The 12,819-nt window shown below is 65.0% G+C and carries 8 protein-coding genes; 2 read left to right on the forward strand and 6 right to left on the reverse strand.

Features of this window, described 5'->3' with window-relative positions; genetic code table 11:
* Positions 1 to 52 precede the first annotated feature (52 nt).
* The 5 genes from AZKH_RS20010 to AZKH_RS20030 form a co-directional block, all read right to left on the reverse strand.
* Positions 53 to 2,224 carry an MtrB/PioB family decaheme-associated outer membrane protein gene (locus tag AZKH_RS20010; protein ID WP_015437616.1) on the reverse strand — a complete coding sequence of 724 codons (2,172 nt, stop codon included), beginning with the start codon at positions 2,222 to 2,224 and terminating at the stop codon, positions 53 to 55.
* 18 nt (positions 2,225 to 2,242) lie between these two features.
* Complete coding sequence (locus tag AZKH_RS20015) at positions 2,243 to 3,190, reverse strand: DmsE family decaheme c-type cytochrome (protein ID WP_015437617.1); 948 nt, start codon at positions 3,188 to 3,190, stop codon at positions 2,243 to 2,245.
* 32 nt (positions 3,191 to 3,222) lie between these two features.
* Positions 3,223 to 3,570 carry a c-type cytochrome gene (locus AZKH_RS20020; protein WP_015437618.1) on the reverse strand — a complete coding sequence of 116 codons (348 nt, stop codon included), beginning with the start codon at positions 3,568 to 3,570 and terminating at the stop codon, positions 3,223 to 3,225.
* Positions 3,571 to 3,845: 275 nt separating this feature from the next.
* Positions 3,846 to 4,496: a response regulator transcription factor gene (locus AZKH_RS20025; protein WP_015437619.1), complete on the reverse strand. Its 651-nt coding sequence runs from the start codon at positions 4,494 to 4,496 to the stop codon at positions 3,846 to 3,848.
* A gap of 12 nt (positions 4,497 to 4,508) precedes the next feature.
* On the reverse strand, positions 4,509 to 6,545 hold the full coding sequence (locus AZKH_RS20030; RefSeq protein ID WP_041656432.1) for a cache domain-containing protein: 2,037 nt from the start codon (positions 6,543 to 6,545) through the stop codon (positions 4,509 to 4,511).
* Between the two features lie 178 nt (positions 6,546 to 6,723).
* On the opposite strand from AZKH_RS20030, the gene AZKH_RS20035 reads away from it, so the two are divergent.
* Positions 6,724 to 7,362 carry a DedA family protein gene (locus AZKH_RS20035; protein ID WP_015437621.1) on the forward strand — a complete coding sequence of 213 codons (639 nt, stop codon included), beginning with the start codon at positions 6,724 to 6,726 and terminating at the stop codon, positions 7,360 to 7,362.
* 117 nt (positions 7,363 to 7,479) lie between these two features.
* Positions 7,480 to 9,354: a bifunctional diguanylate cyclase/phosphodiesterase gene (locus AZKH_RS20040; RefSeq protein ID WP_015437622.1), complete on the forward strand. Its 1,875-nt coding sequence runs from the start codon at positions 7,480 to 7,482 to the stop codon at positions 9,352 to 9,354.
* Between the two features lie 81 nt (positions 9,355 to 9,435).
* Here AZKH_RS20040 and icmF read toward each other — a convergent pair whose 3' ends face one another.
* Complete coding sequence (icmF, locus tag AZKH_RS20045; RefSeq protein ID WP_015437623.1) at positions 9,436 to 12,714, reverse strand: fused isobutyryl-CoA mutase/GTPase IcmF; 3,279 nt, start codon at positions 12,712 to 12,714, stop codon at positions 9,436 to 9,438.
* Positions 12,715 to 12,819: the final 105 nt, after the last annotated feature.

Raw genomic sequence — 12,819 nt, forward strand, 5'->3', positions numbered from 1 at the left:
TGGCGCCGCCGGAAGGCGCCGGGCCCGCACAGGCCCGGCAGCGTGCCTTCGGTCAGAAGGCGTGCGACAGGGTGACGCCGATCACGTGGGTGATCTGGTCGGGCTTCTGAAAGACGCGGGTGCCGTCCGAGTAGCGCCAGCTGTTCCAGGTGTAATCGTCCAGCTCACGCTTGTCCCAGACGTAGTCCAGGCGCACGCCGGTCGCCTTGGTGACGGCGTACTTCGCGAACAGCCGCACGGTGTTCTGCAGGTACTTCGTGTCCGGCAGGATTCCGGCGCCGACCGCGACCGGCGAGGACGCGCCGACGTCGGTGATGCTGATGTCGTACTCGTTCACGTCCCGGCTGAAGAGATACTGCCCGCCCACCGACCACTTCGCACTCAGCCGTCCGTCGAAGCCCGCACCGACCGACTGCGAGGTCAGGTTCAGGCTCGAAGCCCAGGGCACGCAGGTATTCGTCCGCTTCTGCGCCGCCGTCGTGCCCGAACCGTCGCACTTGGAGCCGAAGGTGCTCTGCTGCGAATGCTGTCCGATCTCGTTCTTGCCGACCGAATACCACGCGGAGGTCTTCCAGTTGTCGTCGATGCGGTAGGAGGCATCGAAGGCGAGCAGCTGCGAGCGGCCGTGGTTCAGGCCGATGTCGTTGATGCGCGTGTCGTAGTTGTCCTGCGCGTATTCGTAGGACATCTGCAGCGACAGCGCATTGGTCGGCAGCCAATCGAGCAGCAGGCGGGCCTTGTCGCGTTCGCGGTTGGAGAACTGTGTCGGCGCCGTCCAGTGCTCGCCGACCGCCAGGCCGCCCGGGACGAGGACCGTCACCGGCGTCGTGCCCCAGCGCGAACCGTCGCGGTTGCTGTGCGACACGGTGATGCTGCCGTTCACGGTATCGCTCAGCGACTTGCGCAGGTCCAGCCGCCAGGTGCCTTCCTGGATCTTGTCGCGGTACAGCTCGTCCATGCCTTCGTACACGCGATAGTCATAGTCGTAGCCGGCCGTCAGGTTGTAGCCCATCGGCAGACGGTAGCTCGCCTCGACCTTGGCGCGCTGCGTCTTCTGCGACTCGGGGTTGTTCGGCACTGCGGCGCCGCCGTGCGCGTAGTCGATCAGGTAGGTTTCCTGCGGCGTCTTGTCGTCGCGGTTCTCGTAGGCATACGACGCGAGCACGCTCAGTTCGCGGGTGATGCGCGAGGTCAGCGACGTGAAGACGTTCGTCGTCACGACTTCGCCACCCAGATCCTTGCGGGTCGTGATCGTCGCCGGATTGCCACCGCCGACGTTGATCAGCGAGGCGTCGATGAAGTCGTCCTCCTGGATCGCGTAGGTCCGGCCGACGTTCATCTTGAACTGCGTGTCGCTCGAGAAGTTGTAGCCGCCGGCGAGCTGGAATTCGTGCGCGTGGTTGTCCGGCACGAGCGACAGCGGGCTCATCCCCGTGCGATTGTTCGGCGTCGGCGAGGTTACGAAGAGCGCATTGCCGGCCTTGTTCTCGTAGAAGCTGCCGTAGTAGCCCGCCGAGAGGTAGTACTGGCGCGTCGCGTAGTCGAGCGAGGCCTCGAACTGCTGGTGGTTCGAGTCGATCGGCTCGGCGAGGAAGATCTGGCGGTTCGAGGTCGCCGCGGTCGCGCCGTTGACGCCGGCAATCGCCTGGCCGTTGGCGCCGAACAGGCGCTCGCCCTTCTTGTCTTCGCTCTTGAAGCTGAAGTTCGCCTGCAGGTGCTCGGACAGGAATTTGCGGGCCGTGAGCGAGGTCGCCGTACGCTCGGTCATCAGCGTCTCGTGCGTGCCTTCGGACGGGAACACCGCCGGCACGGTCAGCGTGTTGTCGCCGAGGCCCTTGACCGGCGTGCTGACCTCGACCGGCGCGATGCGCGGGATCTGGTTGTAGCCGATGCCGACCGCCCAGTCGCCCTGCTGCTCGACCGAACCTTTCAGTTCCTGCGTGCGCAGGCCGAGGTCGCGGCCTTCGATCTTCATCCAGCGCCCTGCTTCCGAACGCTGTACGACGTTCACGTCGGCGCTGCCGTGCACGCCGTCCGTGTTGATGCCCGTGTATTGGCGATACAGCGGGTTGGCCTGATTCACGTATTGCGCCTTCACGGCGACTTCGGCGACGTTCGGGTTGATCAGTTCGTCGACTTCATCAGCGAACGCGGAAGCGGCAGGGAAAGCCAGCGATACCGCGAGCGCGATGACCGTCTGCTTGAACATTCGATTGTCTTGCATGGTTCTTCTCCCTGACTCTTAACGCCAGAAGCGCATTGCCTTGGAGGCATTCGCCGGACTGTTGCTGCCATGGATGTTCGTATGGCAGTTGAGGCAGGCGCGGCCCTGGGTGATGCCCGCGGTGTTGGAGGCGTTGATGCTCACGCCCGAAGCCATGTTGCTGGCGATCGCGGGGATGCCACCGAGGTGGTTCGCCGGGTCGTGGCACTGCTGGCACAGGAAGGGCGGACGGGTCTTCAGCATCGAGTCGGCGACCGTGCCGTGCGGGTTGTGGCAGTTGCCGCAGTCTTCGCTGACGGGGGTGTGGTTATGCACGAAGGGACCGCGCTTTTCCGCGTGGCAGGTGTAGCAGGTCGCGTTGGTGCTGTTCTTGACGAGCAGCTTCGGACCGGTCGAGCCGTGCGGGTTGTGGCAGTCCGAACAGGCCATCTTGCCTTCCGGGATCGGGTGGTGCGACGGGCGGTTGATCTGCGCGCGCTGTTCCTTGTGGCAGGCGAAGCACACTTCCGGCTGGGTACGCTTGTCGCGGACCTTGTCTTCACCGGTGTGCATCTCGTGGCAGGAGGTACAGGCGACGTCGCGCCGTTCGTGCACGCTGCCGGCCCACAGGTGGCGCTTCGGATCGGTTTCGTGACAGGACAGACAGGCGGCATTGCGTTCCGACGCCGGCGTCGCGGTCTTCTTGCCGAAGACGCGGTCGGGCTTGGGCGGCTTGTCGCTGCCCTTGTAGTTCACGTGCTTGTCGCTGTCGCCGTGGCAGTCGGTACAGGTCGGCGTGCGCCCGTCGGCGCGGGTGCCGTGGCGGGTCTTGCCGATGTGCAGCACGCCGGGCGCATCCGCCTCGTCGTGGCACGACGTACATTTCGCATCGCCCTTCAGGACGATGTCCTTGGGCGCGTCCGCGGCGGTTGCCGCCCCGGACCAGATGCTGCCGAGACAGGCGAGGACCGCCAGCAGCTTTGTCATTGTTCTCATGTTACCCCCTGATTTCAAAAGTCTTATTGCGCAAGAATCCACTGCATCAGGTTCTTGAGCTGCGCGTCGTCCTTCGTGTTGATGATCTTGTGATCCTCTTCGGTGCCGTCCTCGAGCTTCACCTTCGGGCCGGTCGTGATGTTCTTGCGGATCTTTTCGAAGGCCTCGGCTTCCTTGCCCTTGTACTTTTCGGCGACCTTCTTGTACGACGGACCTTTCTTGGTCTTGTCGACGGCATGGCACTTGAAGCAGTCGTTGTCCTTCGCGAGGGCTTTGGCCGCGTCGGCGTCGAAGGCGAAGGCGGAGGGGGCGACGAGGATCGCGACGGAAGCGGCAGCAGCGAGCGCGAGGCGGGGAATGCTGAATTTCATGGCGGAGTTCTCCAGTGACACTTTGTTTTTCTCCGGAGAGGGGCGGATTGCCCCTAAACCGAATATGGGCAAATTGTCCCGAATTCGGAGAAACCGCTGCATAGGCGTGGGTTTAATTTGCGTGTAGGAATATTCCTAACGGAATGCGTGAAATTCCCCACGCATAGCGGCGACAGGCGTCGCGCAACGCAAAAATGGCATGCGGGAAGGATAGCGGCCGGGACTACCGGCGCGCCGTGTAGGGACGAACGGGAAGGGAGAAGCGGAAGAGCGGCTTACAGGTCGCCGGCTTCGACGAGGTTGTGGGCGACGGCGTAGCGGATCAGTTCGGAGGTATTCGCCATCGCCATCTTCTGCAGGATCCGCGTCTTGTGGGTACTGATCGTCTTGACGCTGAGCGACAACTCGTTGGCGATCTCGGTGAGGCCCTGCCCCATCACGAGCATGTGGAAGATCTGGTATTCGCGGTCGGAGAGGCTCGTATGGGGCAACTCGTTCGTGGTGGGCATCAGGCCGCGCGCCATCAGCTCGGCGACGGTGTCGCTGACATACACGCCGCCGCGCGCGACGCGCCGGATCGCATGAACCAGGAGATCGGCGTCGCTTTCCTTCGTCAGGTAGCCCGACGCGCCGGCATGCAGCGCACGCACGGCGTACTGCTCCTCATGGTGCATGCTGAGGATCAGGATCGGCAGCCGCGGCTGCTCCTCGCGCACCAGGCGGATCAGATCCAGCCCGTTGCGGCCGGGCATCGAGATGTCGAGCACGAGCACGTCCCACGCCTGCTCGCGCACGAGATGCAGCAGGTCGTGGCCGTTGGCCGCTTCGCCAGCGACCGCGAGGTCCTCGGTGTCGGCGAGAATCTGCTTCAGTCCGTCGCGGATGATGGCGTGGTCGTCGGCGAGCAGAACTCTCAGTTTTTCCATGTCCTACCTCAATCAGGAGTTCGATACGGGGATCGCGACATCGATGACCGTCCCCTCGCCCGGCGCGGACTCGATCGTAAACGAGCCCTGCAGCAGGCGCACGCGCTCGCGCATGCCGACGAGCCCGAACCCGGCCTTCGCCTTCGGATCGCCGAGTGCGAATCCGACGCCGTCGTCGCGCACGGTCAGGCACCAGTCGCGGTTCGTGCGACGGTAGTCGACCCACACAGTGGTCGCCTTGGCGTATTTCGTGACGTTGGTCAGCGACTCCTGCAGCACGCGGAAGAGCGTCGTCGCTTCGGCGCTGCCGTGCTCGGGCTCGCTCTCGCAGACGTCGGACACGACCTCGACGCCGGTGCGCTTCGAAAAGTCGTCGGTGAGCCAGGAGATCGCGGCGTGCAATCCCAGGTCGTCGAGGATCAGCGGGCGCAATTCGTAGGTGATGCGGCGCACCGAGGAGATCGTCTGGTTGAGCTGTCCCTTGACGACCTTGAGCTTGTCCTGCAGGTCCGTCCGGTCGGCGGGCATCTTGCTGGCGAGCCATGAGAGTTCGAGGCGGATGCCGGTCAGCAGTTGCCCGAGCTCGTCGTGCATCTCCCGCGCAATGCTCGCCCGCTCCTCTTCGCGCACCTGCTGCAGCGAGGTCGACAGTTCCTGCAGTTGTCGGTTGGTTTCGCGCAGGTGAGTCTCGATGTTCTTGCGCTCGGTGAGATCGCGCAGCACCACGGTGAAGAAGCGCTGGCCCTGCGAACAGGTTTCGGAGAAGGTGGCGTCGACCGGGAACTCGCGCGCATCCGCGCTGCGGCCGGTCAGTTCGGCGCGGCCAAGCTTGGCGCGCTCACGCTCGCCGGAGCGGCGCCGCCGGCCGACCATCGCGTGGTAGGCAGCCTGCGCCGACGACGCGAGCATCGGCGCGAACGGCTTGCCGGCGACCTCCGCGGCAGTCACGCCGAACATCTGCTCGGCTGCCTTGTTGAACAGGACGATGACGAGATCCTCGTCGACGGTGACGATCGCGTCCATCACCGTCTCGACCATCTGCCGCAGCCGCTCGTCGCTCGCCTGCAACGCGCGGGCCATCGTCGCGCGTCGGCGCATGCTCCAGATCATGCCGGAGGAGGCGGCGAGGATCAGCGCCGCGACGGCGCCGGCGCCAAACAGAATGGGCCTCGCCGCCATCGGCCAGGACACGAGCGCGGCGTCCTGGTCGATCGAAACGCCGATCACGAAGGGGTACTGGGGCACGGGATGATAGGCGACGAAGCGCTCACCTCCGCTCGCCGTTTCCGTCATGAGCCGCGGCTCGGCGGCCTTCTGCTGGCCGGCATCGCCCAGAAAAGGCCCGCCGTCGACCGGTTGGTCAATCCCGTCGAGCCGGCTCGGGAAGCTTGCGACAAGATGGCCGCGCGCGTCGATGAGCTGAACCTGCTTGCCGAAGCGCAGGTCGAGCCGGCGGTAGAAGGATTCGAAATAGTCGGCCAGCACGGCAACCGCCGTCACGCCACGGAAATGCCCGGCCCCGTCCACGAGCCGCATGCTCAGGTAGAAGGTCCATTGGTCATCGACACGCCGGCGATAGAGCCGGCTGACGAAGACTTTCCGCGCGTTGCCATCGACCAGGCTGCTGAAGAAGTCCTGGTCGGCCACCGTGATGCCCGGCCGCCGCCCGAGCAGCGTGGAGTTCATGACCTCGCCGTTGGCGTCGAGTACGAACATCGAACTGTACTGCGGCAGCCCTTCGGCACGCGCCCGGAGCAGCGCCTGCACTGGAAAGCTGTCGAGTTCCAGGCGCTGCCCGATGCCGTCCGACAGCCGCTCCTGGGCGCCGCGCAGCGAAAGGGATACGCCGTCCAGCGTGCGGCTCGTCTGCTCGGCGAGCACGCGGCTGAGGCTTTCGATCTCGGCGCGCGCGTATTCGAGCTCGCGCTGGCGCAGGTCGTACAGCAGGAAGGCCGTACCGCCGACCAGCGCCGACACCATCAGCGTCGTCAGCAGAATCACCGCCCGGACCGGCGGCTCCATCCAGAACATGCGCAACAAACCGGACATTCGGGGATCTCGATAACTTTCCGGGGTGCGCCCCGGAGCGGGCGCCACTATAGGGCGGCATATGTCGCACCACAAGGCCGGAAGGGTTAATTCGGCGCCGTTACAGCGCCCGCCGGAGCGTGCAAGCCCGCGTCAGGTAAAATGAGATCCTTTGCCGCCCACCAGACGACTCTTGCACATGGAATTTCTGCCGCAATTCATCGACGTCATCCTGCACCTCGACAAATACTTGGCCGACCTCGTCCAAGCCTACGGAATGTGGATTTACGTGATCCTCTTCGCCGTGATCTTCAGCGAGACCGGCTTCGTCGTGACGCCCTTCCTGCCCGGCGACTCGCTGCTCTTCGTCGCGGGCGCGCTCGCCGCGGTGGGCGGCATGGACATCGTCCTGCTCCTCGTCGTGCTGACGATCGCCGCCGCGGGCGGCAACACGCTCAATTACATCATCGGACGCTACCTCGGGCCCAAGGTCTTCCACTGGGAGAATTCGCGCCTCTTCAATAGGGCGGCACTGCTGAAGACGCATCTCTTCTATGAGAAACACGGCGGCAAGACGCTCGTGATCTCGCGCTTCCTGCCGCTGTTCCGCACCTTCGCGCCCTTCGTCGCCGGCGTCGGCAGCATGACCTACGCGCGCTTCACGCTGTTCAACGTGATCGGCGCGGTCGCGTGGGTCGTGTCGCTGACGACGGCGGGCTACTTCTTCGGAAACCTGCCGTGGATCAAGCAGAACCTGACGCTCGTGATTCTCGCCATCATCGTGCTGTCGCTCGTGCCGGTGCTGATCGGGGCGATCAAGTCGCGCTCGGCGGCCTAGGCCCGTTGCGCCGTCGGCCCGGCAGCACTAGGATTCAATAAGAGGGCTGCGGTATTTCCTGTAGCCCCGCGTGGGGGTCGACCGCCACCGGTCGCGACCCGCCCCGGAGGGAGTGTCATGAGCTACGCCGAACGCGCGCTGCGCACGCTGAGTGCCGGAAACCGGACGCTTCTGCGCGCGAAGGACGAGCAGACCCTGCTGCAGGAGATGTGCCGGGTCATCGTCGAACTCGGCGGCTACCGGATGGCCTGGGTCGGCTTTGCCGAACACGACGACGCGAAGACGATTCGCCCTGCCGCCCACCGAGGATTCGAAGACGGCTTTCTCGAGCTCGGCCAGTTCACATGGTCGGATGCGGAAGGCGGCCCGACCGCCCAAGCCGTACGGACCGGCAAGCTGGCGGTGGCGCAGGATGTGAGCAGAATCGAGGCGACGCACCTGCCCGTGGCCCTCACGGAGACCATCAAGCGCGGCTATGCGTCGGTGGCCGCGTTTCCGCTGATCATCGAGGGTGACGTGATCGGCAACCTGACGATCTTCGCAGGCGAGGCCGATGCCTTCGACGAAAGCGAATATGCGCTGCTCGGCGAAATGGCGGACGACCTCGCCTTCGGGATCGCGACGCTGCGCATGCGGGCGCGGCATCAGCAGGCCGAGGAGCTCGTGCACCGCATGGCCTACTACGACCTGCTCACGGGGCTGCCCAACCGGACCTCGATGCGCGGCCTCGTGGACGCGGAAATCCTGCGCGCGCAGCAGGATCATCAATCGCTCGCCGTGCTGCTGATGAAGGTCGGGCGCTTCCAGGAGATCAGCGACACGCTCGGCTACGAGGAGGGCGACCGGCTGATCCTCGAAATGGGCACGCGCCTGAGGGAAATCGCCGGGGCCGAGGTGGCGCTCGCCCGCGTCGGCGAGGACGAGTTCGCAGTCGTGATGCCCGGCGCGAGCGCCGAGACCGCGATGCGGGCGGCCCATCGGACGATGCGCGAGGCCGGCGATCCGATCGAGGTCGACGGCCTGTCGGTCGACCCGCATGCATCGATCGGCATCGCGCTCTTCCCCGGCCAGGGCACCTCCTCGGACGCCTTGCTGCGGCGGGCGAAGATCGCCGCGGTGCAGGCCGAGCGCAGCCCCAGCAAGTATTCCCTGTACAAGGGCGCGGAAGACACCGAGAGCCGGCGGCGGCTCGCACTCGTCAGCGACCTGCGGCGCGCGATCGAGCAGAACGAGCTGCAACTCTACTGCCAGCCGAAAGTCGCGATGCGCTCGGGCGAAGTCTGCGGCGCCGAGGGGCTGGTGCGCTGGCTGCATCCGGAACGCGGCATGATCGCGACGTCGGAATTCATCCCGCTCGCCGAACGCGCGGGGCTGATCATGCCGCTGACGCGCTGGGTGCTCGAGGCGGCGTTCCGCCAGAGCCATGCATGGTTCGAGGCCGGCATCCAACGGCCGCTGTCGGTGAACCTGTCGGCGCAGGACCTGCGCGATCCGCGGCTGATCGAGCGCATCAGCGGACTCTTCGCGACCTGGGCGATGCCGCCCGAGACGGTGCAGTTCGAGCTGACCGAGAGCGCGCTGATGGACGATCCGGCCGGCGCGCGCGAGACGCTGTACAAGCTGAAGGACCTCGGCGTCGATCTTTTCATCGACGACTTCGGCACCGGCTATTCGAGCCTCTCCTACCTGCAGCAGCTGCCGCTCGACTCGCTGAAGATCGACCAGTCCTTCGTCACCAGCATGCTCGCGAACGAAGGCTCGGCGATCATCGTGCGCTCGACCGTGGAGTTGGGGCACAACCTCGGCCTGGGCGTCGTCGCCGAAGGGGTCGAAACCGAAGCGCACTGGGAAAAGCTGCAGGCGCTCGGCTGCGACACCGCGCAGGGCCACTTCGTCGGCCGTCCCTTCCCGACCATGCAATTCGACGAATGGGAATCCCAGTCGCCCTGGAACCGGCCCGTGCCCCCCATCGCGCTGCCGCAGGCGATGTGAGCTCGACAGCGGGCGCATAAGCCGGACGAAAAAACGGCGCCTCGCGGGCGCCGTTTTCGTGTTGCCGCCGGAAGCGGCGTCTTACATGTTACGGCGATACTGGCCGCCCACCTCGTACAGCGCGCTCGTGATCTGGCCGAGCGAGCAGTAGCGCACCGCATCGACCAGCACTTCGAACACGTTGCCGTTCTCGATCACGGTCTGGCGCAGCTTGGCCTGCCACTTTGGCGCCTCCTTCTTGTTGCGGGCGTGGAAGTCGGCGAGGCGCTTCAACTGGCCCTGCTTTTCCTCTTCCGTCGAACGCGCCAACTCGATTTCCTGCTGCGCCTGGCCCTTCGGGTTGAGGAAGGTGTTCACGCCGATGATCGGGTAGGAGCCGTCGTGCTTCTTGTGCTCGTAGTAGAGCGACTCCTCCTGGATCTTGCCGCGCTGGTAGCCGGTTTCCATCGCGCCGAGCACGCCGCCGCGCGAGGCGATGGCCTCGAACTCCTTCAGCACCGCTTCTTCGACGAGGTCGGTGAGCTCGTCGATGATGAAGGCGCCTTGGTTGGGGTTCTCGTTCTTCGCCAGGCCCCATTCGCGGTTGATGATCAGCTGGATCGCCATCGCGCGGCGCACGGATTCCTCGGTCGGCGTCGTGATCGCCTCGTCGTAGGCGTTGGTGTGCAGCGAGTTGCAGTTGTCGTAGATCGCGATCAGCGCCTGCAGCGTCGTGCGGATGTCGTTGAAGTCCATCTCCTGCGCATGCAGCGAGCGTCCGGAGGTTTGCACGTGGTACTTCAGCTTCTGGCTGCGCTCGTTCGCGCCGTACTTGTTCTTCATCGCGACGGCCCAGATGCGGCGGGCGACGCGGCCGATCACCGAGTACTCGGGGTCCATGCCGTTACTGAAGAAGAAGGACAGATTGGGCGCGAAGTCGTCGATGTGCATGCCGCGCGCGAGGTAGGACTCGACGTAGGTGAAGCCGTTCGACAGCGTGAAGGCGAGCTGCGAGATCGGGTTCGCGCCCGCTTCGGCGATGTGGTAGCCCGAGATCGACACCGAGTAGAAGTTCTGCACCTTGTGATGGACGAAGTACTCCTGGATGTCGCCCATCATCTTCAGCGCGAATTCGGTCGAGAAGATGCAGGTGTTCTGGCCCTGGTCTTCCTTCAGGATGTCGGCCTGCACGGTGCCGCGCACCGAGGACAGCGTCCATTCCTTGATCTTCTGGAACTCGGTCTCGGTCGGTTCGCGGCCGTTGTCGGCGCGGAACTTCGCGACCTGTTGCTCCATCGCGGTATTGAAGAAGAAGGCGAGGATGATCGGCGCCGGGCCGTTGATCGTCATCGACACCGAGGTCGTCGGCGCGCACAGGTCGAAGCCGTCGTAGAGCACCTTCATGTCGTCGAGCGTCGCGATCGACACGCCCGAGTTGCCGATCTTGCCGTAGATGTCCGGGCGCGGATCGGGGTCGCAGCCATAGAGGGTCACCGAGTCGAAGGCGGTCGACAGGCGGTGCGCGGGCATGCCTTCGGACACGCGCTTGAAGCGGCGGTTGGTGCGGAAGGCATCGCCCTCACCCGCGAACATCCGCGTCGGGTCCTCGCCTTCGCGCTTGAACGCGAACACGCCGGCGGTGTAGGGGAAGGAGCCGGGGACGTTTTCCTTCATCAGGAACTTGAGCGTCTCGCCCTCATCGTCGAAGGCCGGCAGCGAAACCTTGCGGATCTTGGTGCCGGACAGCGAGTCGGAGGTCAGCTTGGTGCGGATCTCCTTGTCGCGGATCTTCACGACGTATTCGTCGGCGGCGTAGAGCTCCCTGGTCTTCGGCCACATGTCGAGGAGCTTCTTGGCGGCCGGCGTGAGCTCGCCGTCCTTCCAGTCGATCATCTCGGCAAACGAGCCGGCTTCCTTGCCGCACTGTTCGAACAGCGCCTTCGCGATCTTCAGCGACTGGCGCTCGCGGGCGACGCGGGCCTGCTGCTGCACGTGCTTGTGGTAATCGCGCACGGTGTCGGCGATCTCGGCGAGGTAGCGCACGCGCTCGGCCGGAACGATCGCGCGGCCGCGGGAGGACGCCTTGGTCGTGACCTTCGGCAGGCTGCCCGGCTTGGCCTTCAGGCCCTTCTCGACGAGCTTCGGGAAGATCGACTGGTACAGCGCGGTGACGCCGTCGTCGTTGAAGCGCGCAGCCATCGTGCCGAACACCGGCATTTCGTCGGTCGCCTGGCCGAAGAGCTCGCGGTTGCGCTGATATTGCTTGCGCACGTCGCGCAGCGCGTCCTCGGCGCCCTTGCGGTCGAACTTGTTGATCGCGACGAAATCGGCGAAGTCGAGCATGTCGATCTTCTCGAGCTGGCTCGCGGCGCCGAATTCGGGGGTCATCACGTAGAGCGACACGTCGACGAAGGGCACGATCGCGGCGTCGCCCTGGCCGATGCCGGAGGTCTCGACGATGATGAGATCGAAGCCGGCGAGCTTGGCGGCGGCGATGACTTCGGGCAGCGCGGCGGAGATCTCGGAGCCGGTGTCGCGCGTTGCCATCGAGCGCATGTAGATGTTCTCGTGCTCGATCGCGTTCATGCGGATGCGGTCGCCGAGCAGCGCGCCGCCGGTGCGCTTCCTCGACGGATCGATCGAGACGATGCCGATCTTCAGCTTGTCGTTCTGGTCGAGGCGGAAGCGGCGCACCAGTTCGTCGGTGAGCGAGCTCTTGCCGGCGCCGCCGGTGCCGGTGATCCCGAGCGTCGGCGTCTTGATCTTGGCTGCGGCGTCGGTCAGCGCCTTCTTGATGTCGGGGCCGTAGGCGCCGTTCTCGAGCGCCGTGATGATCCGCGAGAGGCTCCGCAGTTGCGCGCCACGCTCGCCGGAGCTGAGCTGCTTCATGATCTCGTCGAACGACGCAGGCACGGCGGTGATGGGGTCGTAGTCGGCCTTACCGACGAGGTCGTTGATCATGCCCTGCAGGCCCAGCATCGCGCCGTCTTCCGGCGAGTAGATGCGGGTGACGCCATACTCATGCAGCTCCTTGATCTCGGACGGCACGATCACGCCGCCGCCGCCGCCGAAGACCTTGATGTTCTCGCCGCCGTTGGCCTTCAAGAGGTCGATCATGTACTTGAAGAACTCGACGTGGCCGCCCTGATAGCTGGTGATCGCGATGCCCTGCACGTCTTCCTGCAGCGCCGCGTTCACGATGTCGCCGACCGAGCGGTTGTGGCCCAGGTGGATCACCTCGGCGCCGGTCGATTGCAGAATCCGCCGCATGATGTTGATCGATGCGTCGTGGCCGTCGAAGAGCGCCGCCGCGGACACGAAACGTACCTTGTGCTTCGGCTTGTACGGGGCCAATTTCTTGGCTTCGCTGAGGTTGGTCATATCGGTTCTTCCCCCGGTGAGTGTTTTATGGGCTTAATGGTAGAAGCCCGAGCGGGGGTTTGCCATTGTCCGGCCTGACGGTAATCGTGCAAAATCCGCCAAATT

The organism is Azoarcus sp. KH32C (genome assembly GCF_000349945.1).
In the GTDB taxonomy this organism is placed as follows: Bacteria; Pseudomonadota; Gammaproteobacteria; order Burkholderiales; family Rhodocyclaceae; genus Aromatoleum.

What these genes read in the sequence shown, in the direction of transcription:
- AZKH_RS20010 (WP_015437616.1), bottom strand. Translation starts at nt 2,224, where the DNA reads ATGCAAGACAATCGAATGTTCAAGCAGACGGTCATCGCGCTCGCGGTA.
- AZKH_RS20015 (WP_015437617.1), bottom strand. Translation starts at nt 3,190, where the DNA reads ATGACAAAGCTGCTGGCGGTCCTCGCCTGTCTCGGCAGCATCTGGTCC.
- AZKH_RS20020 (WP_015437618.1), bottom strand. Translation starts at nt 3,570, where the DNA reads ATGAAATTCAGCATTCCCCGCCTCGCGCTCGCTGCTGCCGCTTCCGTC.
- AZKH_RS20025 (WP_015437619.1), bottom strand. Translation starts at nt 4,496, where the DNA reads ATGGAAAAACTGAGAGTTCTGCTCGCCGACGACCACGCCATCATCCGC.
- AZKH_RS20030 (WP_041656432.1), bottom strand. Translation starts at nt 6,545, where the DNA reads ATGTCCGGTTTGTTGCGCATGTTCTGGATGGAGCCGCCGGTCCGGGCG.
- AZKH_RS20035 (WP_015437621.1), top strand. Translation starts at nt 6,724, where the DNA reads ATGGAATTTCTGCCGCAATTCATCGACGTCATCCTGCACCTCGACAAA.
- AZKH_RS20040 (WP_015437622.1), top strand. Translation starts at nt 7,480, where the DNA reads ATGAGCTACGCCGAACGCGCGCTGCGCACGCTGAGTGCCGGAAACCGG.
- icmF (WP_015437623.1), bottom strand. Translation starts at nt 12,714, where the DNA reads ATGACCAACCTCAGCGAAGCCAAGAAATTGGCCCCGTACAAGCCGAAG.